The organism is Methylorubrum extorquens (assembly GCF_024169925.1).
Classification (GTDB): domain Bacteria; phylum Pseudomonadota; class Alphaproteobacteria; order Rhizobiales; family Beijerinckiaceae; genus Methylobacterium; species Methylobacterium extorquens_A.
Genome location: NZ_JALJXF010000001.1, coordinates 2703541 through 2729453, shown reverse-complemented (window position 1 = coordinate 2729453; position 25913 = coordinate 2703541). Strand labels below are relative to the sequence as shown.

23 protein-coding genes are annotated in these 25913 nt (G+C 69.7%); 11 read left to right on the top strand and 12 right to left on the bottom strand.

The genetic code is table 11. The annotated features are described in order from the left end of the window. Positions 1 to 72: 72 nt before the first annotated feature. The 3 genes from cobT to J2W78_RS12820 form a co-directional block, all read right to left on the bottom strand. Entirely contained in the window at positions 73 to 1980 is a 1908-nt protein-coding gene (gene cobT, locus J2W78_RS12830; RefSeq protein ID WP_253371004.1) for a cobaltochelatase subunit CobT, read from the bottom strand. Between the two features lie 120 nt (positions 1981 to 2100). Continuing rightward, positions 2101 to 3084, bottom strand: a complete 984-nt coding sequence (cobS, locus tag J2W78_RS12825; RefSeq protein ID WP_253371002.1) for a cobaltochelatase subunit CobS — start codon at positions 3082 to 3084, stop codon at positions 2101 to 2103. 343 nt (positions 3085 to 3427) lie between these two features. Beyond that, the gene (locus J2W78_RS12820) at positions 3428 to 4135 is read right to left on the bottom strand and encodes a J domain-containing protein (RefSeq protein WP_253371000.1); all 708 of its coding nucleotides are present in this window, start codon (positions 4133 to 4135) and stop codon (positions 3428 to 3430) included. 167 nt (positions 4136 to 4302) lie between these two features. Between J2W78_RS12820 and J2W78_RS12815 the strand changes: the two genes are divergently transcribed. Beyond that, positions 4303 to 4581, top strand: coding sequence for a BolA family protein (locus J2W78_RS12815; protein WP_253370998.1), 279 nt, complete (start codon positions 4303 to 4305; stop codon positions 4579 to 4581). A 34-nt stretch (positions 4582 to 4615) separates the two neighbouring features. Then, positions 4616 to 5038 carry an alternative ribosome rescue aminoacyl-tRNA hydrolase ArfB gene (gene arfB, locus J2W78_RS12810; protein ID WP_060770601.1) on the top strand — a complete coding sequence of 141 codons (423 nt, stop codon included), beginning with the start codon at positions 4616 to 4618 and terminating at the stop codon, positions 5036 to 5038. A gap of 13 nt (positions 5039 to 5051) precedes the next feature. Here arfB and J2W78_RS12805 read toward each other — a convergent pair whose 3' ends face one another. Both J2W78_RS12805 and J2W78_RS12800 read right to left on the bottom strand, forming a co-directional pair. Next, positions 5052 to 5810 carry a YoaK family protein gene (locus J2W78_RS12805; RefSeq protein WP_253370996.1) on the bottom strand — a complete coding sequence of 253 codons (759 nt, stop codon included), beginning with the start codon at positions 5808 to 5810 and terminating at the stop codon, positions 5052 to 5054. A gap of 35 nt (positions 5811 to 5845) precedes the next feature. Continuing rightward, the gene (locus J2W78_RS12800) at positions 5846 to 6841 is read right to left on the bottom strand and encodes a class I SAM-dependent DNA methyltransferase (RefSeq protein WP_253370995.1); all 996 of its coding nucleotides are present in this window, start codon (positions 6839 to 6841) and stop codon (positions 5846 to 5848) included. 45 nt (positions 6842 to 6886) lie between these two features. Between J2W78_RS12800 and J2W78_RS12795 the strand changes: the two genes are divergently transcribed. The 3 genes from J2W78_RS12795 to J2W78_RS12785 are packed head-to-tail and all read left to right on the top strand — an operon-like array spanning position 6887 to position 10205. Beyond that, complete coding sequence (locus J2W78_RS12795; protein WP_253370993.1) at positions 6887 to 7945, top strand: ligase-associated DNA damage response exonuclease; 1059 nt, start codon at positions 6887 to 6889, stop codon at positions 7943 to 7945. Then, the gene (locus J2W78_RS12790; protein WP_253370992.1) at positions 7942 to 9726 is read left to right on the top strand and encodes a cisplatin damage response ATP-dependent DNA ligase; all 1785 of its coding nucleotides are present in this window, start codon (positions 7942 to 7944) and stop codon (positions 9724 to 9726) included. The genes J2W78_RS12795 and J2W78_RS12790 overlap by 4 nt, the downstream gene beginning before the upstream one ends. After that, complete coding sequence (locus J2W78_RS12785) at positions 9723 to 10205, top strand: secondary thiamine-phosphate synthase enzyme YjbQ (protein WP_253370990.1); 483 nt, start codon at positions 9723 to 9725, stop codon at positions 10203 to 10205. The genes J2W78_RS12790 and J2W78_RS12785 overlap by 4 nt, the downstream gene beginning before the upstream one ends. A gap of 6 nt (positions 10206 to 10211) precedes the next feature. Here the strand turns inward: J2W78_RS12785 and J2W78_RS12780 are convergent, their stop codons facing one another. Next, on the bottom strand, positions 10212 to 10658 hold the full coding sequence (locus J2W78_RS12780; RefSeq protein ID WP_253370988.1) for a DMT family transporter: 447 nt from the start codon (positions 10656 to 10658) through the stop codon (positions 10212 to 10214). A gap of 121 nt (positions 10659 to 10779) precedes the next feature. Between J2W78_RS12780 and J2W78_RS12775 the strand changes: the two genes are divergently transcribed. Then, positions 10780 to 11706, top strand: coding sequence for a LysR family transcriptional regulator (locus J2W78_RS12775; protein WP_253370986.1), 927 nt, complete (start codon positions 10780 to 10782; stop codon positions 11704 to 11706). On the opposite strand, the gene J2W78_RS12770 is transcribed toward J2W78_RS12775, so the two are convergent. Together J2W78_RS12770 and J2W78_RS12765 are read right to left on the bottom strand one after the other, a co-directional pair. Beyond that, on the bottom strand, positions 11682 to 11846 hold the full coding sequence (locus J2W78_RS12770; protein ID WP_253370984.1) for a YqaE/Pmp3 family membrane protein: 165 nt from the start codon (positions 11844 to 11846) through the stop codon (positions 11682 to 11684). The two genes, J2W78_RS12775 and J2W78_RS12770, sit on opposite strands and share 25 nt — an antisense overlap. A 102-nt stretch (positions 11847 to 11948) precedes the next feature. Further along, positions 11949 to 14150 (bottom strand): FAD-dependent oxidoreductase, encoded by a 2202-nt coding sequence (locus J2W78_RS12765; protein WP_253370982.1) that lies wholly within the window; start codon positions 14148 to 14150, stop codon positions 11949 to 11951. A 121-nt stretch (positions 14151 to 14271) separates the two neighbouring features. Here J2W78_RS12765 and J2W78_RS12760 point away from each other — a divergent pair, with 121 nt between their 5' ends. After that, positions 14272 to 15069 carry an EAL domain-containing protein gene (locus J2W78_RS12760; RefSeq protein ID WP_253370980.1) on the top strand — a complete coding sequence of 266 codons (798 nt, stop codon included), beginning with the start codon at positions 14272 to 14274 and terminating at the stop codon, positions 15067 to 15069. 66 nt (positions 15070 to 15135) lie between these two features. Here the strand turns inward: J2W78_RS12760 and J2W78_RS12755 are convergent, their stop codons facing one another. From J2W78_RS12755 to J2W78_RS12745, 3 genes are all read right to left on the bottom strand, one after another. Then, positions 15136 to 15633, bottom strand: a complete 498-nt coding sequence (locus J2W78_RS12755) for a hypothetical protein (RefSeq protein ID WP_253370979.1) — start codon at positions 15631 to 15633, stop codon at positions 15136 to 15138. A 127-nt stretch (positions 15634 to 15760) separates the two neighbouring features. Then, positions 15761 to 16969: an acetyl-CoA C-acetyltransferase gene (locus J2W78_RS12750; protein ID WP_253370977.1), complete on the bottom strand. Its 1209-nt coding sequence runs from the start codon at positions 16967 to 16969 to the stop codon at positions 15761 to 15763. Between the two features lie 72 nt (positions 16970 to 17041). Then, on the bottom strand, positions 17042 to 18832 hold the full coding sequence (locus J2W78_RS12745; RefSeq protein WP_253370975.1) for an acyl-CoA dehydrogenase C-terminal domain-containing protein: 1791 nt from the start codon (positions 18830 to 18832) through the stop codon (positions 17042 to 17044). Positions 18833 to 19142: 310 nt separating this feature from the next. Between J2W78_RS12745 and J2W78_RS12740 the strand changes: the two genes are divergently transcribed. Then, a complete protein-coding gene (locus J2W78_RS12740) occupies positions 19143 to 22472 on the top strand; it encodes a tetratricopeptide repeat protein (RefSeq protein WP_253370972.1) in 3330 nt (1109 codons plus the stop codon). A 554-nt stretch (positions 22473 to 23026) separates the two neighbouring features. Then, the gene (locus J2W78_RS12735) at positions 23027 to 23353 is read left to right on the top strand and encodes a hypothetical protein (RefSeq protein ID WP_253370970.1); all 327 of its coding nucleotides are present in this window, start codon (positions 23027 to 23029) and stop codon (positions 23351 to 23353) included. A gap of 118 nt (positions 23354 to 23471) precedes the next feature. Here the strand turns inward: J2W78_RS12735 and J2W78_RS12730 are convergent, their stop codons facing one another. Continuing rightward, positions 23472 to 24416 carry an alginate O-acetyltransferase AlgX-related protein gene (locus tag J2W78_RS12730; protein WP_253370968.1) on the bottom strand — a complete coding sequence of 315 codons (945 nt, stop codon included), beginning with the start codon at positions 24414 to 24416 and terminating at the stop codon, positions 23472 to 23474. Positions 24417 to 24553: 137 nt separating this feature from the next. On the opposite strand from J2W78_RS12730, the gene J2W78_RS12725 reads away from it, so the two are divergent. Continuing rightward, positions 24554 to 25072, top strand: a complete 519-nt coding sequence (locus tag J2W78_RS12725; RefSeq protein ID WP_253370967.1) for a 2'-5' RNA ligase family protein — start codon at positions 24554 to 24556, stop codon at positions 25070 to 25072. Continuing rightward, positions 25069 to 25872 (top strand): phosphatase PAP2 family protein, encoded by an 804-nt coding sequence (locus tag J2W78_RS12720; protein ID WP_253370965.1) that lies wholly within the window; start codon positions 25069 to 25071, stop codon positions 25870 to 25872. The genes J2W78_RS12725 and J2W78_RS12720 overlap by 4 nt, the downstream gene beginning before the upstream one ends. Positions 25873 to 25913 lie beyond the last annotated feature (41 nt).

The window sequence follows — 25913 nt, the reverse complement described above, 5'->3', positions numbered from 1 at the left end:
ATTGACAGCCCCTAGGACAAAGACGGACGGGTCGGCTCCGACAGGCGAGCAGCGCCCTTCGGAACCGCCCGTTCAGCGCCGCCCGGCCACCCGTTTCATCCCGCCGCCGCGTGACGCGCCGGTGTTCTCCTCGAACAGCTCGGCGAGCTTTTCCGTCATCGCGCCGCCGAGTTCCTCGGCGTCGATGATCGTCACGGCGCGGCGGTAGTAGCGCGTCACGTCGTGGCCGATGCCGATGGCGAGCAGTTCGACCGGCGAGCGGGTCTCGATCTCCTCGATCATGTAGCGCAGGTGGCGTTCGAGATAGTTGCCGGGGTTGACCGACAGCGTCGAGTCATCGACCGGCGCCCCGTCGGAGATCACCATCAGAATGCGGCGCTGCTCCGGCCGCGCCAGCAGGCGCTTGTGGGCCCAATCCAGCGCCTCGCCGTCGATGTTCTCCTTCAGGAGCCCCTCGCGCATCATCAGCCCGAGGTTTTTCCGCGCACGGCGCCAGGGGGCGTCGGCGCTCTTGTAGATGATGTGGCGCAGGTCGTTGAGGCGGCCGGGGGCGGGTGGCTTGCCGCCGGCGAGCCACGCCTCGCGGGACTGGCCGCCCTTCCAGGCGCGGGTGGTGAAGCCGAGAATCTCGACCTTCACGCCGCAGCGCTCCAGCGTGCGGGCCAGAATGTCGGCGCAGGTCGCGGCCACGGTGATCGGGCGCCCGCGCATCGAGCCGGAATTGTCGAGCAGCAGCGTGACCACGGTGTCGCGGAAGTCGGTATCCTTCTCCTGCTTGAAGGAGAGCGGCTGGAACGGGTCGGTGACGACGCGCACGAGCCGGGCCGGATCGAGCTGGCCCTCTTCGAGGTCGAAGTCCCAGGCACGGCTCTGCTGCGCCAGCAGGCGGCGCTGGAGACGGTTGGCGAGGCGGCCGACGACGCCCTGAAGGTGGGCGAGCTGCTTGTCGAGATAGCTGCGCAGGCGCGCGAGTTCCTCGGCGTCGCACAGATCCTCGGCCTCGACGGTCTCGTCGAAGCGCGGGTTGTAGACCTTGTAGTCCGGGCCGGTCCGCTCGTTGCCGCGCTGGCTCGGCGGCCGCCAGGATTCGGAGGCCTCCTCGGACTCCGCATCCTCGGCCTCCTCCGGCAGCTCGCCGGAGGGGGCGTCGGCGGATTCGGTGGCGCCCTCGTCGAGTTCGTCGGTGGCCTCGTCGGTCACTTCGATCTCGGCGCGGTCGCCCTGGCTCTGCTCCTCCGCCTCGCCCTCGCTCGGCTGCTGCTCGTCGTCCTGGGCTTGGTTCTCGTCCTCGTCGCTCTCGTCGTCCTGATCGAGGGGCGTCTCGTCGGCCATATCGAGGGAGGAGAGGAGATCGCGCACCGAGCGGGCAAAGCTGCGCTGGTTCTCAAGCGAGCCGAGCAATCCGTCGAGGTTCTTGCCGGCGCGGGCCTCGATATGCTCGCGCCACAGCTCGACGATCCGGGCCGCAGCCGGCGGCGGCTTCTGCCCGGTGAGGCGCTCGCGCACCATCAGCGCCACGGCATCCTCCATCGGTGCGTCGGCGCGGTCGGTGATGTTCTCGTACTTGCCGCCGCGGTGGTAGCGGTCCTCCAGCATTGCGGTGATGTTGGCGGCCACGCCGTCCAGGCGGCGCGAACCGATCGCCTCGACGCGCGCCTGCTCGACTGCATCGTAGACCGCACGCGCCGCGGCGTTGTCGGGGGCGAGGCGGCGGTGGACGCTCGTGTCGTGGCAGCCGAGGCGTAGCGCCATCGAATCGGAGTGGCCGCGCAGGATCGCCGCGTCCTCGGACGTGATCCGCCGGGTCGGCTCCGGCAGGCGCGCCTTGTCGCCGATCAGCGCCGGCCGATCGCTGGCATAGGTGACCTCGATGTCGGGCCGCTTGGCGATGGCGCGCAGGCAGCCGGCCACCGAGCGCTTCAGCGGCTCGGCGCCGGGCTCCTTGCGGTCGCCGGTCTTGGGGCGGTTGGTCAGGGCCATATCTTCGCGGACGCCACCGGATCGAGTTCGGAGGCCCGGCCGGGGGATCGCCCCCGGTCACGGGGAGAGAGGCGCCGTCCCCGCCGCACGCCGAGCGCGGGCGGGGACGCCACCGTCAGGTCAGCTCAAGGCGACGTTGAGCGCGCTCTCGGGCAGCTCCTTGCCGAAGGCGCGCTGGTAGAATTCGGCCACGAGCGGCCGCTCCAGCTCGTCGCACTTGTTGAGGAACGTCACCCGGAAGGCGAAGCCGATATCGCGGAAGATGTCGGCGTTCTCGGCCCAGGTGATGACCGTGCGCGGGCTCATCACGGTCGAGAGGTCGCCGTTCATGAACGCGTTGCGGGTGAGGTCGGCCACGCGCACCATCCGGCTCACCGTGTCGCGCCCACCCTCGTTCTGGTAATGCGGCGACTTCGAGAGAACGATGTCGACCTCGCGGTCGTGCGGCAGGTAGTTCAACGTGGTGACGATCGACCAGCGGTCCATCTGGCCCTGGTTGATCTGCTGCGTGCCATGATAGAGGCCGGACGTGTCACCGAGGCCGACCGTGTTGGCGGTGGCGAACAGGCGGAAGCCCGGATGCGGGCGGATGACGCGCTTCTGGTCGAGCAGGGTCAGGCGGCCGGAAAGTTCCAGCACGCGCTGGATCACGAACATCACGTCGGGGCGGCCGGCATCGTACTCGTCGAAGACGAGCGCGACGTTGTTCTGCAGCGCCCAGGGCAGGATCCCGTCCTGGAACGCGGTGACCTGCTTGCCTTCCTTCAGGACGATGGCGTCCTTGCCGACGAGGTCGATGCGCGAGACGTGGCTGTCGAGGTTGATCCGGATGCAGGGCCAGTTCAGCCGTGCCGCGACCTGCTCGATATGCGTGGACTTGCCGGTGCCGTGATAGCCGGTGACCATCACGCGACGGTTCCGGGCAAAGCCCGCCAGGATCGACAGCGTCGTCTCCCGGTCGAAGATATAGTCCGGATCGAGATCCGGCACGTGCTCCTCGGGCTCGGAATAGGCCGGCACCTTCAGGTCGAGGTCGATGCCGAACACCTCGCGGACGGAAACCTGGCGGTCGGGCAGGGAGGCGGGCGTTTCGTCAGACAGCATACGGAACCTCATCGGGGCGGCCGGGACGGGCAAGACGCCCACACGACCACGCTTTCAATCGTCACTCACCTGCCGGTCGGCCCGCGGGCAAGCGGGTGGATGTCTTCCTTAATCGCCGCCCCTCGGCATCGCCAAGGGGGCTCAGCCAGAAAGAAGGCTCGGCGAGGAGAAGGGTTCATCCGGGGAAGCCGGCTTCACGAGGAAGCGGTATCCGGGAAATATAGGGCGCGCGCGGACATTTGCTGCCCCACCCGCCGCCGGACGGACCGGCATTCGGTGCATTGCCCGTTCGGATCGCCGGCTTTGCACCCGGCTCAGTGACGGCAAGGGAGGGCAGCGCGGGTCAGCATAGCCCGGCGCCGCGCAGGATGTCGTGGGCGCGGATGATGTCGCGCAAGCGCTCCTCGAAGGAGCGGTCGCCGCCGTTGGCATCGGGGTGGAAGCGCTTCACCAGTGTCTTGTACTGCGCCTTGATCGCCGCGGTGTCGGCGTTCTCGTCGAGCCCCATCACGTCGAGCGCCTTGCGCACCGCCGCCGAGTGGCGCGGACGCTGCGGCTCCGGCTCGGCCTGACGCCGGCCCGCCGCCCCGCCGCCGACCCCGTTCGCCCGCAGGATGCCCAGCGGATCGGCATAGGCCCAATCCCGCTCGGCCTCGGGCTGGCCGCCCTTTGCCCCTTTGGCCTTACCCTCGGCCGTGGCGGCGGCCGCGTTCATACCCATCGACCATGTCGGCCGATGGCCGATGATCGCATCCTTCTGGTAGGCTTCGACCGCGGCATCGTTCATGCCGTCGAAGTAGTTGTATGAGGCGTTGTAGGCGCGCACGTGGTCGATGCAGAAGCGCCAGTACTGCCCCTCCTGCTTGCGTCCCTTGGGCGCGCGGTAGAGGCCGGGATGGGTGCAGCCCTCCGCCTCGCAGCCCGCCTCGGCCGTGGCCGCACCGGCCTTCGCGCGCGCGCCGGCCTTCGCCCCCGTCTTCGCTCCCGGCTTGGGATCGTCACAGGTCGGCTTGATACGGATGCGGTCGAACAGCGGCGAGTTGAGATCCATGACGGGCCGATTATGAGGGGCGGACGCGCCGACGAAAAGGCCGTCGGGCCTGATGCCGCATGCATCGATCCGGGGTTGACGCTTTTGTGCCGGGACCGCGCCGGGCAAACGCCTCCGACACAGGGCCGAAGCACGGCCCAAGCGCTACCGTTCGCAGCGAGGACACCATGACCGGGACCCTGAAGGACTGGATCGCCGGGCGCCTGGAGGCCGAGTTGGCACCGACGGCGCTCAATGTGACCGACGAGTCGCACCTCCATGCCGGCCATTCCGGCGCCCGGCCGGAGGGTGAGACCCATTTCCGGCTCGATGTCGTCTCGGCGGCCTTCGAGGGAAAAAGCCGGGTCGAACGCCACCGGATCGTCAACGGCCTTCTCGACGAGGCCTTCAAGCGCGGGCTGCACGCGCTTGCGGTGCGGGCCCGGACGCCGGGCGAGGCCGGTTGAGGCCGAACGGCCCGATCAAGGAAGGGAAGCCGCCGTGGCGCTCCAGTGCACGCCGCTGATCGAGATCGACGAGGCCGAACTCGAGGAGACGTTCGTGCGCGCCTCGGGTCCGGGCGGGCAGAACGTCAACAAGCTGTCCACCGCGGTGCAGCTCCGCTTCGATGTGCGCCGTTCCCGCAGCCTGCCCGATGCCGTGGCGGTGCGGCTGATGCGGCTCGCCGGCCGGCGCCTGACGGGAGAGGGGGTGCTCGTCATCAACGCCCAGCGCTTCCGCACGCAGGAGCGCAACCGGGCCGATGCCCGCGAACGGCTCGCGGCGCTGGTGGCGGAAGCGGCGGTGCCGCCGACGCCGCGCCGCGCCACTCGGCCGACGCTGGCCTCGAAGAAGCGGCGCCTCGACGAAAAAAGCCGCCGCAGCAGCGTCAAGCGGCTGCGCGGCGGCCCTGGGGACGATTGACGGTCGCCGCGTATCAGCTCGCGGCGGGAACGGTCGCCGTCGGCTTCGCCTCCGGATGCGCGTCGGGCTGCGGAGCCGCCACGCCGGAAACGTAGGGCGTGTCCTTGAGCAGGACCGTCAGCACCAGCGAGACCACAGCCAGCAGCGCCGCGAGGCTGGCCGGGAACAGGAAGGCCCGCTCACCGTACCAGCCGTGCAGGAAGCCGCCGATCACGGCGCCCGTGCTGAGCGCGCCCCAGAGCGGCGCCTGCAGCCAGAACGAGGGGTTTGGCTTGTGCAGGATCAGGTTGGCGATGCCCGCACCGAAGCGCACCACCGTTCCCGTGACGTAGGTGATGGCGAGGCTACGGCCCGCCTCATCCTGGAGCGTCGCGTTCTGGATGCCGAGCGCCAGCACGATCGGGTAGGCGTGGAGCGGGAACGCCGTGGTGCCGAACGGGACGAACAGGCCGATGGCGAACAGCACCGCCTGGATGATGAGCAGGACCGAGAGCCGGAACCGGCCGGACCAGGCCGCGATCAGCGTGCCGATGCAGGCGCCGAAGCAGAACAGCGCGATCACGCTGGCGAACCGGGTGGTGCCGTCCCAGTCGAAGCCGGCGACGGCCACGCCGAACCGCGTGGTGTTGCCGCTCATGAACGACATGAAGAGCTGGGAGAATTCGAGGAAGCCGATCGAGTCGGCGGCCCCCGCGGTGCCTGCGAGCATGAGTGCGATGGGTACACGTGTCACGGGACTTGCCGGAAAGGCCTTGTTCGACTCGTCAGCCATCGGTTCCTCTAATGTTGCTGCGCAGCACAACGGTATTACGGCTGTCCGGTTGCGTCCATTGCACCGCCTGGGATCAAGTGTTTGTGTAGGATTAAGATGCGCCCCGGCACGTCCGCCTTCCTTTGGCGCCGAATGGCCGCCGGGCGCATCTCGGCAATGGCCAGATGAGCCTGCTCGGCCGCCTCTCGCAGGTAGGTGTCGGCATGGGCGTAGCGCCCGTCGGCACCGAGCGCGACGCCCGTTTCCTCCGGTTGCGGCGATTGAACGGTGAAGGCGGCCAGCCCGCCGGGCCGCAGCACGCGGGCCATCCCGGACAGGGCCGACGTCAAATCCGCCAGATAGATGAAGACGTCCGCGGCCACGATCAGGTCGGCGGAGGCCTCCGGTTCGCTCGATAGGAATGTGACGAGGTCGGCTTCGGCGAGGCGCTCGTAGAGCCCGGTGCGGCCGGCCAGCGCCAGCATGGCGGGGGAGAGGTCGCAACCGGCCAGACGTCCCACCCGGCCCGCGAGCGCCCGCCCCATCAGACCGGTGCCGCAGCCGAGATCGAGCCCGTTCGGGAAGTGTTGCGGCGCACCGCTCGGGTCCGGCCGCGCCAGCGCGTCGAGAGCCGCGACCATCAACGCCGGCCCGCAATAGCCGAGTTCGTCCACGAGATGCCGTTCGAAGCGCGGGGCGTAGCCGTCGAACAGGGCGCGGACATAGGCCGGCGAGATCGCCGCGAGCGCGTCGCCCCCGCCCAGCGCGGCGAGATGCAGGCGGCTTCCGAGCGCATCCTCCGGATCGAGCTCGAGCGCCCGCCCGAAGGCCGCGAGCGCCGCCCGCCGGTCGGTCGCGTCGCGGCTCTGCCCGAACACGGTCTCGCGGGCGCGACCGAGCAGAAACCATGCGGGTGCGTAGCCGGGAGCGCGTTCCAGCGCCTGCTCCGCCATCTCCGCCGCCCCGGCGGGGTCGTCCTCGATGAGACAGGCCTCGGCATAGGCGTAGCGGCGGTCGGCGAGGAGATCACCGGAGGAGCGCTGTCGGGACATCGTGCGTTTGCGGCGGTGAGAAACCTCCGCCCTATATCCCGGACGATGTCGCAGCGCGCCTCCGATCTCCTCACCCTGACCCGCGAGGGCCTCTACTGTCCGCTCGGGCGCTTTCACGTCGATCCGACGCATCCCGTCGAGCGGGCGCTGATCACCCACGGCCATGCCGACCACGCCCGCGCCGGCCACGGCACGGTGCTGGCCACGCCCGAGACCCTGCGGATCATGGCCGTGCGCTACGGCGAGGACTTTTGTACCGCCCGCCAGGAGGCGCGGCTCGGCGACCGCATGCGGATCGGCGATGTCACCGTGTTCTTCGCCCCCGCCGGGCATGTGCTCGGCTCGGCGCAGATCGCCATCGAGCGCGAGGGCAAACGCATCGTCGTCTCCGGCGACTATAAGCGCGCCCCCGATCCGACTTGCCTGCCGTTCGAAGTGGTGCCCTGCGACGTGTTCATCACCGAGGCCACCTTCGGCCTGCCGGTCTTCCGCCATCCCGATACGCGGGGCGAGGTGCGCAAGCTGATCGACTCGGTGACGCTGTTTCCCGAGCGCGCCCACATCGTCGGCGCCTACGCGCTGGGCAAGGCGCAGCGGGTGATGGCGCTGCTGCGCGAAGAGGGCTGGGACCGGCCGATCCACCTGCACGGGGCGATGGAGAAACTGACCGAACTCTACAAGCGGGAGGGCGTACCGCTCGGCGAGACGCCGAAGGTGGCCGCCGCCGACCGGAAGACCCTGCACGGCGCCATCGTGCTCTGCCCGCCCTCCTCGATCCAGGATGTGTGGTCGCGCAAGTTCCCCGATCCGGTCACCGCCTTCGCCTCGGGCTGGATGCGGGTGCGCGCCCGCGCCCGACAGAAGGGCGTCGAGCTGCCGCTCGTCATCTCCGACCATTCCGACTGGCCGGACCTCTGCCGGACGATCCTCGACACGGGGGCCGAGGAGGTCTGGGTGACGCATGGCCAGGAGGATGCGCTGGTGCATTGGTGCGGCACGCTCGGCATCCGAGCCAAGCCGCTGCACCTCTTAGGGTATGGCGACGACGGCGAGGCCGAGCTCGATCCGGGACACGACCCGCGGATGGAGGAGGCTTCGGCGTGAACGATTTCGCCCACCTCCTCGACCGCCTCGCCTACGAGCCGCGCCGCAACGCCAAGCTGCGCCTGCTCCAGGATTTCTTCGCCGGCACCCCCGACCCGGAGCGCGGCTGGGCGCTCGCCGCCATGACCGGCGGCCTCACCTTCCGCGAGGCCAAGCCGGCACTGATCCGCGGGCTGGTGGAAGAGCGCATCGATCCGGTGCTGTTCGCACTCTCGCACAACTACGTGGGCGATCTCGCCGAGACCACCGCACTGATCTGGCCGGGGCCGGAGGAGGCCCCCTCTCCCCGCACGCGGGGAGAGGATCGCGACGACAGGGTCGCCGGAGCCCTTTCCCCGCACGCGGGGAGAGGGGATGCGCCGGCCATCGGCCACAACAACCCGCCGCCCTCCGTTCCCACCCTCGCCGAAGTCGTCGAAACCCTCGCCACCACCCCGAAGCGCGAACTGCCGCAGCATCTGGCAGGCTGGCTCGACGCGCTCGACGAGACCGGGCGCTGGGCGCTCCTGAAACTCGTCACCGGCAACCTGCGCGTCGGCGTCTCGGCCCGTCTTGCCAAGACGGCGGTCGGCGCGCTCGGCGGCCACGAGGCCGATGCGGTCGAGGAGGTCTGGCACGGGCTCAAGCCGCCCTATACCGAGCTGTTCGCCTGGGTGGAGGGACGGGGCGAGCGGCCGGAGAGCCGCAACCCGGCCCCGTTCCGCCCGCCGATGCTCTCGCACCCGGTTGAGGAGTTCGAAGACCTGGACAAGCTCGAACCGGAGGCGTTCTCGGCGGAGTGGAAATGGGACGGCATCCGCGTCCAGCTCGCGGGTGGACGCGATGCCCAAGGCCGGCAGGTGCAGAAGGTCTACTCGCGCACCGGCGAGGACATCTCCGAGGCCTTCCCCGATCTCGCCGAGGCGATCACCTTCGAGGGCGCCCTCGACGGCGAGCTGCTGATCCTGCGGGAAGGCCGCGTCCAGAGCTTCAACGTGCTCCAGCAACGGCTCAACCGGAAGGCGGTGACGGGCAAGCTGCTCGACGAGTTCCCCGCCCATGTCCGCGCCTACGACGTGCTGTCGGCCGAGGGCGAGGATCTGCGGGGCCTGCCCTTCGGCGAGCGCAGGCCCCGGCTGGAGGCCCTGGTGCGGCGGCTCGACCATGCTCGCATCGATCTCTCGCCGCTCGTGAACTTCGCGACCTGGGACGAGGTGGCCGCCGCCCGCGCCGACCCGGCCTCCGCAGGTGCGGGCGCGGATGCCGACGCCATCGAGGGCGTGATGCTCAAGCGGCGCAACAGCCCCTACCTGCCCGGCCGCCCCAAGGGCCCGTGGTGGAAGTGGAAGCGCGAGCCCTACGTGGTCGACGCGGTGATGATGTACGCCCAGCGCGGCCACGGGAAGCGCTCGTCCTTCTACTCGGACTACACCTTCGGCTGCTGGCGCGAGGGGACCGAGGGCGAGGAGCTGGTGCCGGTCGGCAAGGCCTATCACGGCTTCACCGATGCCGAGCTGCAAAAGCTCGACCGCTACGTCCGCAACCACACCACCAAGCGTTTCGGCCCGGTGCGCGAGGTCGCCTACGGCCGCGAGGCCGGGCTCGTGCTGGAGATCGCGTTCGAGGGCGTGCAGCGCTCGACCCGGCACAAGTCGGGCGTGGCGATGCGCTTCCCCCGCGTCAGCCGCATCCGCTGGGACAAGCCAGCCGCGGAGGCTGACCGGATCGAGGTGCTGGAACGGATTCTGGCGCGCGGCGAGCGCGAGGTCGCGCCGGGCGCAAGTATGGAGACGTCGGAATGAGGCAGTCTGGCAGAAGTGCTGGAAAGATCGGGCCGCTCGACGGTTTCTCGGCCGGGGACGTGACCCGGCAGGCGAGCGCGCGGATCACGGTCGCGACGCCCGGCCCCGGCTTCACCGATGTCACCGAAGCGGTGGCTGATTTCGTGGCGCAGAGCGGCCTCCGCTCCGGCCTCGTCAGCGTGTTCTGCCGGCACACCTCGGCCTCGCTGACGATCCAGGAGAACGCCGACCCCGATGTGCGCGTGGATCTGATGACCGCGCTCGACGGGTTCGCGCCCCGCCACGGTCAGTACGTCCACGGCCTGGAGGGGCCGGACGACATGCCCGCCCATATCCGCACGATGGTGACCGATTCGGGCCTCACCATCCCCGTGCGCGACGGCCGCCTCGCGCTGGGGACGTGGCAGGGGATCTACCTGATCGAGCACCGCGACCGCGGCCACCGGCGGGAGATTGCGCTGCACGCCGTCGGCGCGTGACGCCCGTCAGCGGCGGATCAGGATCACGCCGCCGACGAGCAGGGCGACGCCGATCAGGCGCGGCCCGTCGAGGGAGCGCTGGGCGAGGCCCATCCAGCCGAAATGGTCGAAGGTGACCGAGGCGAGCATCTGCCCGGCGACGAGCAGCGCGATGAAGGCCGCCGCGCCAAGTTGCGGCACGAGAACGATGGCCAACCCGATGAAAAGCGCGCCGAACAGGCCGCCGCTCCAGGCCCACCCCGGCACCCGCGCGGCCACGCCCGCCGCGGGGACGGGATCGCGCAGGGCCAAAACCAGCAGCGCCATGCAGGCGAGGCCGACGGCGTAGCTCGCGAAGCCGGCCCAGGCCGCCGACCCGAGTTCCGCCCGCAGGCGCGTGTTCAGCACCTGCTGCACGACGATGCTGATGCCCGCGCCGAGCGCGAGGAGGGAGGGAAGCAGGAGACGGAACATCGGCCCTCGGCCTCATTGATGGGTGCAGGCAGGCGCCTGGCACAACGCGGCCGGTGCATTGACGCCCGCGAAGCTCCATGACGTCAAATGCCTCGAACGGCGCAGTCCATGCAGATGAGGCATGATGAACCCGGCCCATCTCGATCTGTTTCGTGCGGTGCTGCGCCACGGCGGCATGACGCGGGCCGCTGCGGCGCTCGGCATCGGCCAGCCGCATGTCAGCCGCGCCATCGCGCAGCTTGAGACCGATCTCGGATTTGCGCTGTTCGTGCGCGGCCACGGCGCCGCCCTGCCGACGCAAGAGGGCGAAGCCTTCGCTCGCGAGGTCGAGCGGACCTATGCCGGGCTCGATGCCCTGCGCGAGGCCGCAAGCCGGATTCGTGATCTCGGCACCGGTCCGCTCCGCGTCGCCTGCCAGCCCTCGCTGGCGTCGCGCCTGCTGCCCCGCGCCATCCGCGATCTGAACGGGGAACATCCCGGCATCCACGTCGCGGTGCTGGTGCCGAGCCCCGAAACGATCTGGTCCTGGGTGGCATCGGGGCAATGCGATGTCGGCCTCGCGCGGTGGCGTCCGGGCCATGAAGGGGTGGCCAGCGAACCCTTCCTCGCCGCCGATGCGGTATGCGCGCTGCCCCGCGGGCATGCCTTGGCGCGCAAGACGACCATCACGGTCGCGGACCTCGCGAACGAGCCGTTGATCGCGGGCGCACCAGGTGTGTTTCAGGAGAGGGTCGAGGCGGCGTTTGCGGAGGCCGGCATCGCGCCGGCCTTCAGCTTCACCGCGCAATACACGGCGGCGCGGTGCGGCCTCGTGGCCGAAGGCCTAGGCGTGGCCATCGTCGATCCGCTACCGGCGCGCAACCTCGCCGGCCTGCCGATCGTGCTGCGGCCGTTCCGACCGCGTCTGTCCATCGAGACGGTGATGATGCACCCGGCGGGTCGCCCGCCGGGCCGGATTGCCGCACGCCTGATGGATCACCTGAGGGCGCAGCGCGACGCCCTCGGGCTGGGGATGGGATCCGGTCAGCGGTCGCTCAGCAGCAGGTAGAGCGCGTGGAGCGAGCCCGGTAGGTAGAACAGCAGGCAGAGCAGGATGTTGAAGAGGAATTGAATCCCGAATCCATGCGTCATCAGCACCGAGATCGGCGGCAGGAAGAACGCGATCAGGATCTTGATGAGGCTCGACAAAGGGACACTCCGGTTCGCTCACTGCGGTCGGGCGGTGAACGAAAGCGGAGCCGTTCGGTTCCGCATGCCGGCCCTCCCCATAAGGGAGAGCCGGCCGGATCGTTACGCCACCTGCCTCAAGGCGTCGTAGAAGCGCCCCCCGGACTCGGCCATTGCCAGGAGGTTGTCCGGCGGGGTGAAACGGGCGCCGTGCCGGGCTTCGAGCCCACGGGCCAGTTCCACGAACGCCCCCGCGCCCATGAAGTCGATGTAGGAGAGCGCGCCGCCGGTGAACGGGGCGAAGCCGAAGCCGAGGATCGAGCCGACATCCGCCTCGCGCGGATCGGTCACCACCCCCTCCTGCATCGTGCGGGCCGCCTCCAGCGCCTGCACCACGAGGAAGCGGTGCTTCAGCTCCTCCACGTCGATCCCCTCCGGCTCGAGCCGGTTCGGCTGGATCTCGGCAAGCCCCGGCCAGAGCTTCTTCTGGCCGCCCTCGGGATAATCGTAGAAGCCGCGCTTGTTCTTGCGCCCGAGCCGGCCATGCGTCTCGACCATCGCGACGAGGAGCCGCTTCTGATCCGGATCGACGGCGCCCTCGCCGAGCTGCGCCTCGGTCGCCCGCATGATCTTGAGGCCGAGATCGAGCGCCACCTCGTCGTTGAGCGAGAGCGGGCCGACCGGCATGCCGGCCATCCGCGCTACGTTCTCGATCATCGCCGGGGGCACGCCCTCGGCGAGCATCTTGTGGCCCTCCTGGATGTAGGCGAGCACGCAGCGGTTGGCGAAGAAGCCGCGGGAATCGTTGACGACGATGCCGGTCTTCTTGATCGCGCGGACGTAGTCGAGGGCGGTGGCCACCGCGCGGTCGCCGGTCTGGTTGCCACGGATGATCTCCACGAGCAGCATCTTCTCGACCGGCGAGAAGAAGTGGATGCCGACGAACTGCTGCGGCCGCTTCGAGGTCTGGGCGAGCCCTGAGATCGGCAGGGTCGAGGTGTTGGAGGCGAAGATCGCGTGCTCCGGCAACGCGGCCTCGACCTTCGCGATCACCTCGGCCTTGACCCTCGGGTCCTCGAACACCGCCTCGATCACGAGGTCGCAATCGGACAGGGCGCCGTAATCGGGCGTCGCGGTGATGCGGGCGAGAAGGGCGTCGCGGTCGGCGGTCTTGGCCTTGCCGCGGTTGATCTGGCCGGTGATGAGCTTGTGGCAATGCGCCTTGCCGGAATCGGCCGCCTCCTGATCGCGGTCGATCAGCACGACCTCCATCCCGGCCTGCGCCGTGACGTAGGCGATGCCCGCGCCCATGAAACCGGCACCGATGACGCCGACCTTGCCGACCTTCGTCGCCTCCACGTCCTTCGGGCGGCGGGCGCCCTTGTTGATCTCGCCCATGGAGATGAACAGGGTGCGGATCATCGCCTGCGCCTCCTTGGTGCGCAGGATGTGGGCGAAGTAGCGACTCTCGACCCGGAGGCCGAGATCCATCGGCAGTTGCAGGCCTTCGTAGACCGAAGCCAGGATCGCCTTGGCGGCGGGGTAGTTGTCGTGGGTCTCGCGGCGGTAGATCGCGTTGGCCGGCGGCCAGATCATCATGCCGGCGGGCGAGTAGACCTTGCCGGAGGGCGCCTTGAACTTCGGCACGTCCCAGGGGGCCACCGCCGAGCCGCCCTCGCGGATCCAGGCCTTGGCCCGCTCGACGATCTCCGCGGCCGGGGCGACGGCGTGGGCCAGCCCCATATTCTTGGCCATGAGCGAACGGATCTGCTCGCCCTTGAACAGCATCTGCAACGCGTCGCCGGTCTGCATCAGACGGGACACGCGCTGGGTGCCGCCGCCGCCGGGGAACAGGCCGACCTTGATCTCGGGCAGGCCGACACGGGTCTTGTCGTCGTCGGCGAGCACCCGGTGATGGCAGGCCAGCGCCAGCTCGAACGCGCCGCCGAGGCACAGGCCGTGCACCGCCGCCGCGAACGGCTTGCCGCAGGTCTCCAGCTTGCGGAACACGAGGCTGAGACGGCGCGACTCCTCGAAGAAGTGGCGCATGGCGATTTCCTCGCCCTCACTCGCCTTCAACCGCTCGTACTCGACCCCGAGGCCCTGGAGCATGGTGAGGTCGGCGCCGCCGGAGAAGTTGTTCTTTCCCGAGACGATGACGCAGCCCTTGATCGCCTCGTCGGCGACGACCGCGTCGACGATCCGTTCCAGTTCCGCCATCACCTCCATGGTGATGACGTTCATCGAACGGCCCGGCATATCCCAGGTCGCGAGCGCGATGCCGTCGGCATCGGTCTCGAAGCGGAAATTCTCGGTTGCGGTCATCGCGGAGCCTCGAAGGAAAAGAGCCTGGCCGTATCGGAATTTTAACAAGGAGGGCTCGTCATGGCGGATGCAACGGGTGCGCGATCAGCCCCGGCTCTCCACACCAAACTCCAGACGGATCATGAAGACGGACGCCGGACCGCGAACCGCTTGCCGAGCCTGCCGCGACGGGGCGGATCTCGACTTTACCTTCACCATGGCCTTCCAGCCCATCGTCGACGTCGCCAACGCGCGCGTCTGGGGCTACGAGGCGCTGGTGCGCGGACCGGCCGGCGAGTCCGCCGGCTCGATCCTGTCTCGGGTGACCGAGGAGACGCTCTACCGGTTCGATCAGGCGGCGCGGGTCAAGGCGATCGAACTGGCCGGCCGCCTGTTCCCGCCGGGCGGCGACACCAAGTTGTCGATCAACTTCATGCCGAACGCGGTCTACGAGCCGGCGGCCTGCATCCGCGCCTCGCTGGAGGCCGCCCGCCGGGTCGGCTTCGACAACGGGCGCCTCAACTTCGAGTTCACCGAAAACGAGCGCTTCCAAGACATCACCCATGTCCAGCGCATCGTCACGGAGTACCGGCGGCAGGGCTTCCTCACGGCGCTCGACGATTTCGGCGCAGGCTATGCCGGCCTCGGCCTGCTGGCCAATTTCCGCCCGGACCTCATCAAGATCGACATGGATCTCGTGCGCGGCATCGATGCGGATGCCGGACGCCGCACCATCGTCGGCGGCATCACCCAGATCGCGCGGGCGCTCGGCGTCGCGGTGATCGCCGAGGGCATCGAGACCACGGCCGAGGCCGAGGCGCTGCACGGCCTCGGCATCGACCTGCTGCAGGGCTACCACTTCGCCCGTCCGGCGCTGGAGGCCCTGCCGCCGGTGGCGGGCTTCGCGGCCGACGGCGCAGGGGTGAAGCGCGTCGCCTGACGCCCTTTCCCCGAAGCTGCCCGCCGCGCCGCTCATCCTCAAGCCCTCACTCGCCGACTTGCGCGCCTACTTGGCCGGCGTCGGCATGCCACCGGGCAGGCCGCCCGGGGCGCCGCCGGTCTGGTCGCTGGCGGCGGCGAGCGTCAGCATGTTCAAGAGCCGCGTCACCACCGCCTGCGAGAGCAGATTCACCTCCGACTTCGGGTCGGCGTTGACGGCCTGGAACTTCTGGTAGGTCTTGTCCTCGTAGATCTTGTCGAGCTCCTTCAGCTCGTCGAGGCTGAACTTGTCGGCATACTGCTTGGACAGGCCGTCGAGCAGCTCCTTGCGCTGCTTATCGAACTCGGCCTTGGCCTCCTTGCGCACCTTCTCGGCCTTGTCCTCGGGCATGGTGGAGACGGTCTTCTCGAGCGCGCCGCCGAAGCCGGTGTCGAGGTTCTTCAGCACCGTCTTCTCGGTGAGCTTGGTGGCCACAGCGAGCTTGTCCGCGTTGTCGTCGGCCTGCGCCGCAAGCGGCAGGACCAGCACGGCGGCGAGGCAGAGGGCGGCTTTCGTCATCTTCATCGTGGCGTTTCTCCCATTGGCGTTCTGGGGCCGCCCCGGTCGAAAAGGGCGCGGCGTGAGAGGCCCTTAGCAGCGTTTGCGCGCCGATGGCAGGGTCAGGGCGGCGGCGTGACGCCGCCCGGTCCGATCACACCCGCTCGATGATCGTCGCGGTGCCCATGCCGGCGCCGATGCACAGGGTGACGAGCGCCCGCTCCTTGCCGGTGCGCTCCAGCTCGTCGAGCACGGTGCCGAGGATCATCGCCCCGGTGGCCCCGAGCGGATGGCCCATGGCGATGGCGCCGCCGTTGACGTTGACCCGCGTCGGGTCGAGGTCGAAGGCTTGCTGGAAGCGAAGCACCACCGAGGCGAAAGCCTCGTTGATCTCGAAAAGGTCGATGTCGGACAGGCTCATGCCGGCCCGCGCCAGCACCTTCCGCGTGACGTCGACCGGCCCCGTCAGCATCAGCGCCGGATCGGAGCCGATGTTGGCGAACGCCCGGATGCGGGCACGCGGCCGCAGGCCTGCCGCGTCGCCGGCCTCGCGCGAACCGATCAGGACAGCTGCCGCGCCGTCCACGATGCCCGAAGAGTTGCCGGCATGGTGGACGTGCTCCACGGCCTCGACATCCGGATGGGCATCGACGGCGACGGCGTCGAAGCCGCCCATCTGGCCCATCTGCACGAAGGAGGCCTTCAGGCTCGCCAGCGATTGCATGTCGGTGGTCGGCCGCATGTGCTCGTCGCGGTCGAGCAGGGTGATGCCGTTGATGTCCCGCACCGGCACGACCGAGTTCTCGAACAGGCCCTCGTTCCAGGACCGGGCCGAGCGCTTCTGAGACTCGACGGCGTAGGCGTCGCAATCGTCGCGGGTGAAGCCGTACTTCGTGGCGATCAGGTCGGCCGAGACGCCTTGCGGCATGAAGTAGGATTTGACTGCGATCGCCGGATCGACCGGCCAGGCGCCGCCCGAGGCGCCGAGGCCGATGCGGCTCATCGACTCGACGCCGCCCCCCACGGTGAGGTCGTGCTGGCCGGCCATGACCTGCGCGGCGGCGAAGTTGATGGCGTCGAGGCCGGAGGCGCAGAAGCGGTTGATCTGCACGCCCGGCACATGGGTTCCGTAATCGGCCACCAGCGCCGCAGCACGGGCGATGTCGCCGCCGGCCTCGCCGACCGGATCGACGCAGCCGAGCACCACGTCGTCGACCTGCCGCGTGTCGAACCCGTTGCGGTCCTTGAGGGCGCGCAAAGCCGTTTCCGCCAGGCGGAGCGCCGTCACCTCGTGCAGCGAGCCGTCCGGCTTGCCACGCCCGCGGGGGGTGCGGACGTGATCGTAGATGTAGGCCTCGGTCATCGTGCGCTTCCTCGTATCCCCGGTCGCCAGCATCTCCCTCTCCCACGGAGGGGAGAGGGTTTTCGGCAGCGTTTAAAACGCCTCGGCCGGCAGCGCCATGGTGGTCTCGGCGCCGGCCTTGATCCGTGCGAGGCGAAGGCCCGTCTCCGGCAGCATCCGCTCCATGAAGAAACGGCCGAGTACGAGCTTGGCGTCCATCCGCTCGGCGTCGGCGCCCTCCGCCTTCTTGGCGAGGGCCGCCTTGGCGATCCTGCCCCACATGTAGCCCAGCACGACCTGCCCCAGCAGGTGCATCAGGTCGGTGGCGGCGGCGCCCGCGTTGTCGGGCTTCGAGAAGGCGTTCTGCATCAGCCACATCACCGCGGCCTGGAGGTCGTTCAGTGCGGGCTGGAGCGGCGCGACGAAGGGCTTCATCCCCTCGTCCTCGCCGTGGTCCTTGATGAAGGTCTGCACCTCGGTGAGGAAGGCCATCATCGCCCGGCCGCCGTCCTTGGGCAGCTTGCGGCCGATGAGGTCCATGGCCTGGATGCCGTTGGCACCCTCGTAGATCATGGCGATGCGGGCATCGCGTACGAACTGCGACATACCCCATTCCTCGACATAGCCGTGGCCGCCGAACATCTGCTGCGCCTCGACCGCGTTGACAAAGCCCCGGTCGGTCAGCACGCCCTTCACCACCGGCGTCATCAGGCCCAGCATGTCCTCGGCCGCCTGCCGCTCGGCCGCATCCTGCGAGCGGTGGGCGATGTCGGAGTTGAGGGCGGTCCAGAGCATGAGCGCGCGCGCCGCCTCGTTGAAGGCGCGGATCTGCATCAGGGTGCGGCGCACGTCCGGGTGGACGATGATCGGGTCGGCGGCCTTGTCCGGTGCCTTGGCTCCGGTGAGCGAGCGGCCCTGGAGACGCTCCTGCGCGTAGGCGACCGCGTTCTGGTAGGCGGCCTCAGACTGGCCGAGCCCCTGGACGCCGACGGCCAGCCGCGCCTCGTTCATCATCACGAACATCGCGGCCAGACCGCGGTTCGCCTCACCGACGAGCCAGCCCTTCGCCCCGTCGTAGTTCATCACGCAGGTGGAGTTCGCGTGGATGCCCATCTTGTGCTCGATCGAGCCGCAGGCGACCGCGTTGCGCTCGCCCACGGAGCCGTCCGCGTTCACGAGGAACTTTGGCACCACGAACAGCGAGATGCCCTTGGTGCCCGACGGCGCGCCCTCGATGCGGGCGATGACGAGGTGGACGATGTTCTCCGACAGGTCGTGCTCGCCCGCCGAGATGAAGATCTTGGTGCCGGTGAGGCTGTAGGAACCGTCGCCGTTGGGAACCGCCTTGGTCTTCAGCAGGCCCAGATCCGTGCCGCAATGCGGCTCGGTGAGGTTCATGGTGCCGGTCCAGGCGCCCTCGACCATCTTCGGCAGGTAGGTCGTCTTCTGCTCCTGCGAGCCGTGGACGAGCAGCGCGGCGATCGCCCCCTGCGTCAGGCCGGGATACATGCTGAGCGCGAGATTGGCGCCGGAGACGAACTCCTGCATCGCCGTGTTGAGCACGTGCGGCAGGCCCTGGCCGCCGAACTCCTCGGGGATCGACAGGCCCATCCAGCCGCCGGCGGCGTAGGCGTCGTAGGCCGCCTTGAAGCCCTTCGGCGTGGCGACGCTGCCATCCTCCCGGCGGGTGCACCCCTCCCGGTCGCCGGACAGGTTCAGCGGTGCGAACACCTCCCCCGCGAGCCGGCCGCCCTCGCTCAGCACCGCCTGGGCCACGTCGGCGGAGGCGTCGGCGAAGCCGGGGAGATTGTCGTACCGATGGATCGCGAGAACGTCGTTGAGGAGGAACAGGGTGTCCTCGACCGGGGCCCGGTAGCTCGGCATCGCGTCAGCCTCCCGCATCTTTTTAAGGCGAGCCGCACCGATTCGGCGGGCTCCGATCCTCGATAGTTCATATGTAAACTATCCTGCGGCGGCTTCGCAAGAGCCGGCCGGTTCGGTCCCCGGTGCGACCCGCGCGCCACCATGCAGGCCCGTCCCGGAAAAGCGCGGCCCTTCGCTCACACCCTTAACCAAGCATTTACCAAGAATGGAAAAGGTCGTCGCAGTCCGAACCGCAGTCCGCCGCTTCACGCCTCGCGCGAAACGTTGGTCCGCCGGGCACCGGAAGCCGCCGACTTCGGATCTCCGCGAGATGAAACAGACTGCCCCGATCAGCCTCGACAGCTTCGACCCGGAGGTACTCGCGGCTGCCCGCGAGGTCGCCCGGCGAGCGGGGGTGCCGCTGGAGAGCTGGATCGCCTCGGTGGCGACGCCCGACCCGTCGAAGCCGGGCCCGAGGCGGCGGCGCGCGGATGCCGTGCCCCAGGCCAGGGAGGCCGGCGCCGAGACGGCCCGGCAGGTCGGAGGCCGGGCGACGGAGAAGGCGCCCGCACCCACCCCACGGAAGGACGGGCCGCAGCACAAGCGCCGGGAGGCCGCTCACGCCGCCGAGGCTCCGGAGACGACGTCGCTCGAAGCCTCGCTCGGCGCGATGATGCGGCGGCTCGATGCCCTCGACCGCTCGATCAGCCAGGAGCGCGAGGCGTCCAAGGCCGACGCCGCCCGGATGATCGGCGAGATCGAGGCGCGGCTGACCACGGCCCGCCAGCTGGCGGCGCCGGAAATGATCGCCGGACGCATCGCCGACATCGAACGCAAGATGGGCGAGATCGCCGGCCAGCTCGACACGCCCCGGCCGCTCGGCCGGCGCGGGCGCCCGCTCGCCAGCGAGGTCCGCGATGCCGTCGCCGAGGTGCGCCGCCGCCAGCGCGAGCTGGAAGAGGGCATCGCCGAATGGAACGCCGCCAGCGCGGGAGAACCGAAGGACGGCCCCGCGCCGCTTTCGGTGACGCAGGCCGAGGAAAGGTCCGGCCAGGAGCCGTCCCCGGCAGTCGCCGAACTGCAGCGCGAGACGAACCGGCTGCGCGACGCGCTCGGCGGCCTCGCCACCGGCCGCGACGTGAGCGAGCTGGAGCAGACCATGCAGGCCGTCGCCAGCGACCTCCAGCGGGCGCGCGCACCGCAGGAACTCGCCGCCATCGCGGCACCGGTCGAGCTGATGCGCCTCCAAGTGGAGCGGATCGCCGAAGACGTGGCGGACAACGTCCACGCCCGCATCGCGGGTGAGGTGGAGCGCTTGGCCGGGAAGGTCGATGCCGTCCTCTCCGGCGCCTTGTCCGGCCCGGCCGACCAGAGCGCCCTCGACGCCGTCTTCCGCGAACTCGACGAGATCCGCCGCCTCGTGGCGTCCCTGGCGGGGCCGGAGCGGATCCAGAGCCTCGCCCAGGGCGTGCAGGCGATCAGCGCCCAGATCGCACAGCTCCAACGGGACGAGGATGCGGGCATCGCCACCCTCAAGCCGCTGCTGGAGGAGATCCGCGGCGAGCTGAAGGCGCCCGATTCATCCCGCGAGATTCCCGGCGCGCTTCTCGGACGCTTCGAGGCGCTCGCCGAGCGGCTCGACGGGGCCGAGACCGGCTCCGTCGGCGAGCTGATCGAGCGGCTCGAAGGGGTGGCCGAAAAGGTCGATCGTGTCAGCGCGGGCGGCAACGGGCTCGATGCCCTCGAAAGCCACGTCCTCGCCCTGGCGAGCCGCCTCGAAGCGCCGCGCGACACCGACCCGGCCGTGGCGCGCCTCGAGCGCTCCATGGGCGACCTGCTCGCCCAGGTCACGGCCCTGCGCAACGGAACCGATCTGGAGGCCACCGTCGCGCATGCGGTCCGCGAGGCCGTGGCCGGCTCGGCCGCCCCGCCTGCGGCCGGTGGCGGTTTCGAGCTGTTGCGGGCCGATCTCGCCGAGATGCGGGCGAGCCAGAAGGGCGCGGACCAGCGCCTCCAATCGACGATGGAGGGCGTCCAGACGGTGCTGATGCGGCTGAGCGAGCAGCTCGACCGTACCCTGACCTCGTCCGCGGCACTCACCGCCGCCGCCCCGCAGGAGCGCACGCCCGTCGCGTTGACCTCTGCCGAGAGCGTCGATCAGGAGCGCGTCGCGCACGAGCGCCCCGCAGCCCCGAAGCCAGCCGCCCAGCCGTCTTCTCAGCAGTCTTCCCACAACCTCCCCCGCCCGAACCGGACTGCGCCGTCCGACGAGGTCGGCGGGGCGGAAGCGAGCCGCCTGTCCGAAGAGCTGCTGGAGCCCGGTGCCGGCCGGCCCGGACCCGGCCGCCCGGCCACGCCGGAAGCGAGCCCCGCTGCCGCCGGCGGCGCCGACATCAAGACGAGCTTCATCGCCGCCGCGCGCCGTGCCGCACAGGCGGCGCAGACCGAAGCGGCCTCCGAGGCCCCGCTGACGGCGCGCCTGCGCGACAAGGTCGCCCCGGCCCGCGTGCCGGGCGCGGAGACGACGCCGCTTTCGCGGATCCGCGGTGCCCTCGACGGCCGCCGCCGCACGCTCCTGCTCGGCCTTGCCGCCGTGGTGCTGGCGCTCGGCGCCTACCAAGCCTTCCACGCGGGCAAGGGCGCTCCGACCGTCGACCCGGCGGCACCGGAGGCCCGTCCGGTGGCGAGCACCGCGCCGGCGGCCTCCGCCGACACCACCGTGAGCCGCACCGAGACCACGGCCGAGCCTGCGCAGGCGGCGTCTTCACAGGCTCAGGCTGCGTCCGCGACCGCCCCCCAGATCGGGACATCGGCCCAAGGCGGAGCCCAGACGACGCCCGATCCGGCGACGACCCAATCCATCGCCGAGCCGAAAGCCGCGACGGCCAAGCGCGGCTTGCCCCAGGTCGCAGGCATGAGCGTGCTCGGCCCCGACCTCACCGGCCTGCCGCCGGCCCTGTCCAAGCTCAAGCAGGACGCGCTCGACGGCGACGGCGCCGCGGTCTGGGAACTCGCCTCCCGCGAGGCCGAGGGCCGGGGCGTGACCCGCGACCTCGCGATCGCCGCCAAGCTCTACGAGCGGCTCGCCAATGCCGGCTACGCGCCGGCTCAGTTCAAGGTCGGCAACGCCTACGAGAAGGGCTCGGGCGTGGTCCGGGACATCGAAAGGGCGAAGGGCTGGTACGGCCGCGCCGCGGATCAGGGCAACATCCGCGCGATGCACAACCTCGCCGTGATGCATGCCGAGAACCCGGCGGCCAACGGCAAGGCGGACTTCGTGACCGCCGCGAACGCCTTCCGCCGGGCCGCGGAACACGGGGTGCGCGACAGCCAGTACAACCTGGCCGTGCTCTACGCCCGTGGCCTCGGCGTCGGGCAGGATCTCGTCCAATCCTATCTCTGGTTCTCGGCCGCCGCCATCCAGGGGGACCAGGAAGCGGGCCGCAAGCGGGACGAGGTCGCCGCCAAGCTCTCGCCGAAGGATCTCGCCGAGGCCAAGAGCCTCGCCTCGGGCTTCAAGGCGAAGCCCGTCGATCCGGCCGCGAACGAGTCGCCGTCCCAGAAGGCCACCGCCGCAGCGGGGATGTCCCTGATGGGCGCGCCGTCACCCGGCATGCCGACCGCCGCGTCGCAATCGGCGCAGAAGCGTTTTGGGGTCTGATACGGTTTCTGCTTGATTCAAGCGGGGACCGTATCGGCAAGCCCGCGCGGCGCTCGAGCGAAGCCCAAATCCGCTATCCCGACGGGATCAACCGGATTTGGTATGAAAGACGCCGAGCCGACGCCGGCAGGCACGGCGTTACGGCTCTGCAAGAAAGGCCGCGTTCCCGACGGGAACGCGGCCTTTCTCGTCTTCGCTGTCCGACAAGTCCCAGCCTGCGCAGACCAAAAAACGAGCCGGCGGATGGGCACGAAACCGTACACGCGCAGGCTCGATGTCCAGTTCACCGGTGAGCACCTGAGAGCGCCAACCTCAGTGAGCGGCCCGACGGTGAGGCTCATGCCATCAGCCGTGCGCCGGGACCCCGCCAAGCCTACTCGTATCTCTATTGTACGGCCGAGTATCCATTTTAATCCGTTCTAATATAATTATATTTCTTCGGATTAAAATATATCACAATATTGTGCTCAAACACACTTTCCTTGGGCGATTTGCATGTTACTTGTGCTCTTGCTTCGAAATTAATCGGCAATTGAACACGAGAGGAGCAGAACATGCTGCGCTTTGCATCATACGCATCCGTCCTCCTTCTTGCGTTCGCGACCACGGTGGCACCGGTCGCGGCGCAGTCGGCCCGCGCCAAGAAGGGAACTTGGACCGCGCTGCCGTCGCAAATCGTCCCGCCGGAACCAGCCCGCATCGCCAATGGCGGCTTCGGCGCGCTTCCGCTCGCGGTGGGTGGCCCGTCCGGCTACTGCGACATCGTCGTGAAGCGGGGCGGCGGTAATCCGACCCAGGACATGACCGGCTCGATCGGCCACGCGAAAAGCTACCAAGCCGGCGGCGGCGGCCCGGCCCGCCAGCGGGTGTGCTCGCGCTAGAGCATCATCCCGAAAGGTGGCTTCCGGATTTCGGAAAAAGGTGATGCAAAAACAATAGCCTAGAGCATCGCTTGAGCCAGCATTCGGCGCTCCTCACCTCGAGGGGCGCCGTTCTGCCTCAGACCAACGGCGCCATCTCCGCCTGACGCGCCGGCTTCTCCATCCCCGGCTTCTCGTAGGCCGCGACGTCGAAATCGTCGCTCGGGATGCGGACGAGGAAGCGCTCGGCCATCTCGAACATCAGGATGTCGGGGCGCACCCGCTCGACGTAGCCCCAGTCGATGCTGGACGACCAGATGAAGTGCATCTCGCGGAAGGTCTCGGCGAGGAAGCTGGTCAGCATGATCGGCGCGAAATGCGCATAGGAATCCCCGAACAGCACCAGGGTGCGCGGGTCGGCCTGGGGGGAGGGGTTCCGGTAGATGACGTGGGCGCCGACATGGAGGTCGCCCGCCCGGCCTTCCGCCTCGTAAGACTCGACGAGCGGACTCGCATAGGCGCGTGACGCGTCGCGGTGCACCGCCCAGTTCACCACCGTCTCCCGCGGCCGGTCGGGCAGTTTGTCGCCGAGATCCCACAGCCCGTCATGGGGAAAGCGCGGGCGCTCGGCGATATCGGGCGGCGCCACGGCACCGCAGGCCCGCAGCAGCGCCCGGCACGCGATCAGGCATCCCTCGTAGGTCCAGTGCGAATCGGTGCGGCGGTAGAGCGGTTCCGCCCCGTCACGGGCGGCACGCAGGGGCGCGACGAGATCGACGAAGCCGCCCATCCGGTCGAGACGGCGGGCGAGCCGCCGGGCCGGCGACAGGCGCGCGTCGTAGTCGAGGTCGAGCGTGCGGTCGTCGTAGACCGAGAGCTTTTCCGGCACGATGGTGTGGATGTAGCGGATGCCGAGCGCCTGGGCGCGAGCGGACCGCGCCTCGATCAGCCGCGCCCAGCGGCGCAGGTGCCACCACACGGCGAGCGAGCGCCGGTATTGGAGGAGCACCCCGTTGGTGCCCCCGATCAGGAACAGCCATCCGTCGCGTCCCCGGTGGACGATCTCTCTCTTCCTGCGGGCCATGGCAGTGTCCTAGACGCAGCTAGGCCGGCTGAACAGCGCAGGCGCATCACACGTCGCCGGCTGGAACCTTCCCTGCGCCGCGCCATCTTGCTCGGACCCGCGCCGGGCGCCCCGGCCTCGACCGAGAGTTCAAAGCGTTGCCCGAGCCCGCCCCGCTGATCCTGACCCTGCAGATGGACGAGGCGGCCTTCGCCACCTTCGACGGTTTGCGGCGGCGGCATTTCCCCGAGGCGCTGAACCACATTCCCGCCCACGCGACGCTGTTCCACCACCTGCCGGGCGTGGAGGCGGCGGGCGTGGCCGAGACGGTGACGGCGCTGGCCCGCACGCAAGCCGCACCGGAAGTCGCTGTGACGGGCGTGCGCTTCACCGGGCGCGGCGTTGCCTACGCGCTGGAATCGGACGCGTTGTCCGCGTTCCGCCAGCGGGTCGCGGCAGCGTTCCGTGATCGTCTCACGGCGCAGGATCGGCAGGGCTGGCGCCCGCACGTCACCGTGCAGAACAAGGTCGCCCCCGAGACCGCCCGCGCGCTGCACGCCGCGCTGGCCCAGGACTTCGAACCTTCGCACTTCCGGGCACCGGGCGTGCTGCTATGGCGTTATCTCGGCGGCCCGTGGGAGCGGGTCGCCACGATCGCATTCGGGGATGCGGCATGAGACTGCCCGGTATCGCACGCACCGGCGGCGGCGCCCTCTGGCGCGGCTCGTCCGCCGTCTGGCTGCGGCTTCACCTCAACGAGGTCGGGCCGCTGGTCTCGCTGCTTCTCGTCAGCACCCTCGGCTACGGCTTCTTCGCGCTCGCCCGCGAGGTCGGCGAAGGATCGACCGCCGCCCTCGACCGCAAGATCCTGCTCGGGTTGCGCAACCCCGCCGACCTCTCGGACCCGCTCGGGCCCGCTTGGCTGGAGGAGGCGATGCGCGACATCACCGGATGGGGCAGCGTCGTCACCATCGTGTTCCTCACGGCGGCGGCGGTGATCTACCTCGCGCTCTCCGGCCGGCGGCGCGTCGCGGTGTTCGTGCTGGCCGCCGTCGGCGGCGGTGAAGCCGTCTCGACGGTGCTCAAGCTGTTCTACCACCGCCCCCGGCCCGACCTCGTGCCGCACGGCATGGAGGTGTTCACGGCGAGCTTCCCGTCGGGCCACGCGATGATGTCGGCGATCGCCTACCTCACGCTCGCGACCCTGCTCGCCCGCGTCGAGCGGCGGCGCAGCGTGAAAGCGTTGATGCTGGCGCTCGGCATCGGGATGACGGTGCTGGTCGGCATCAGCCGCGTCTATCTCGGCGTACATTGGCCGAGCGATGTGGTGGCGGGCTGGTGCGTCGGCGCCGCCTGGGCGGCCCTGTGCTGGTTCGTCGCGCTCCAGCTCCAGCGCCGGGGCGAGGTGGAGGATCCCGATCCGACACCCGCATCGACCGGTCCCGGCCAGCTCAAAGGGACCTCCGCGCCGGGCTGACGCGTTCCGGCCTCGTGCCCGCAAGGCACCTGATCAGCAAG

Bases quoted from the DNA above. Each gene is read 5' to 3' on its own strand.
- cobT (WP_253371004.1), bottom strand. From the start codon at position 1,980: ATGGCCCTGACCAACCGCCCCAAGACCGGCGACCGCAAGGAGCCCGGC.
- cobS (WP_253371002.1), bottom strand. From the start codon at position 3,084: ATGCTGTCTGACGAAACGCCCGCCTCCCTGCCCGACCGCCAGGTTTCC.
- J2W78_RS12820 (WP_253371000.1), bottom strand. From the start codon at position 4,135: ATGGATCTCAACTCGCCGCTGTTCGACCGCATCCGTATCAAGCCGACC.
- J2W78_RS12815 (WP_253370998.1), top strand. From the start codon at position 4,303: ATGACCGGGACCCTGAAGGACTGGATCGCCGGGCGCCTGGAGGCCGAG.
- J2W78_RS12805 (WP_253370996.1), bottom strand. From the start codon at position 5,810: ATGGCTGACGAGTCGAACAAGGCCTTTCCGGCAAGTCCCGTGACACGT.
- J2W78_RS12800 (WP_253370995.1), bottom strand. From the start codon at position 6,841: ATGTCCCGACAGCGCTCCTCCGGTGATCTCCTCGCCGACCGCCGCTAC.
- J2W78_RS12795 (WP_253370993.1), top strand. From the start codon at position 6,887: ATGTCGCAGCGCGCCTCCGATCTCCTCACCCTGACCCGCGAGGGCCTC.
- J2W78_RS12785 (WP_253370990.1), top strand. From the start codon at position 9,723: ATGAGGCAGTCTGGCAGAAGTGCTGGAAAGATCGGGCCGCTCGACGGT.
- J2W78_RS12780 (WP_253370988.1), bottom strand. From the start codon at position 10,658: ATGTTCCGTCTCCTGCTTCCCTCCCTCCTCGCGCTCGGCGCGGGCATC.
- J2W78_RS12775 (WP_253370986.1), top strand. From the start codon at position 10,780: ATGATGAACCCGGCCCATCTCGATCTGTTTCGTGCGGTGCTGCGCCAC.
- J2W78_RS12765 (WP_253370982.1), bottom strand. From the start codon at position 14,150: ATGACCGCAACCGAGAATTTCCGCTTCGAGACCGATGCCGACGGCATC.
- J2W78_RS12760 (WP_253370980.1), top strand. From the start codon at position 14,272: ATGAAGACGGACGCCGGACCGCGAACCGCTTGCCGAGCCTGCCGCGAC.
- J2W78_RS12755 (WP_253370979.1), bottom strand. From the start codon at position 15,633: ATGAAGATGACGAAAGCCGCCCTCTGCCTCGCCGCCGTGCTGGTCCTG.
- J2W78_RS12750 (WP_253370977.1), bottom strand. From the start codon at position 16,969: ATGACCGAGGCCTACATCTACGATCACGTCCGCACCCCCCGCGGGCGT.
- J2W78_RS12745 (WP_253370975.1), bottom strand. From the start codon at position 18,832: ATGCCGAGCTACCGGGCCCCGGTCGAGGACACCCTGTTCCTCCTCAAC.
- J2W78_RS12740 (WP_253370972.1), top strand. From the start codon at position 19,143: ATGAAACAGACTGCCCCGATCAGCCTCGACAGCTTCGACCCGGAGGTA.
- J2W78_RS12735 (WP_253370970.1), top strand. From the start codon at position 23,027: ATGCTGCGCTTTGCATCATACGCATCCGTCCTCCTTCTTGCGTTCGCG.
- J2W78_RS12730 (WP_253370968.1), bottom strand. From the start codon at position 24,416: ATGGCCCGCAGGAAGAGAGAGATCGTCCACCGGGGACGCGACGGATGG.
- J2W78_RS12720 (WP_253370965.1), top strand. From the start codon at position 25,069: ATGAGACTGCCCGGTATCGCACGCACCGGCGGCGGCGCCCTCTGGCGC.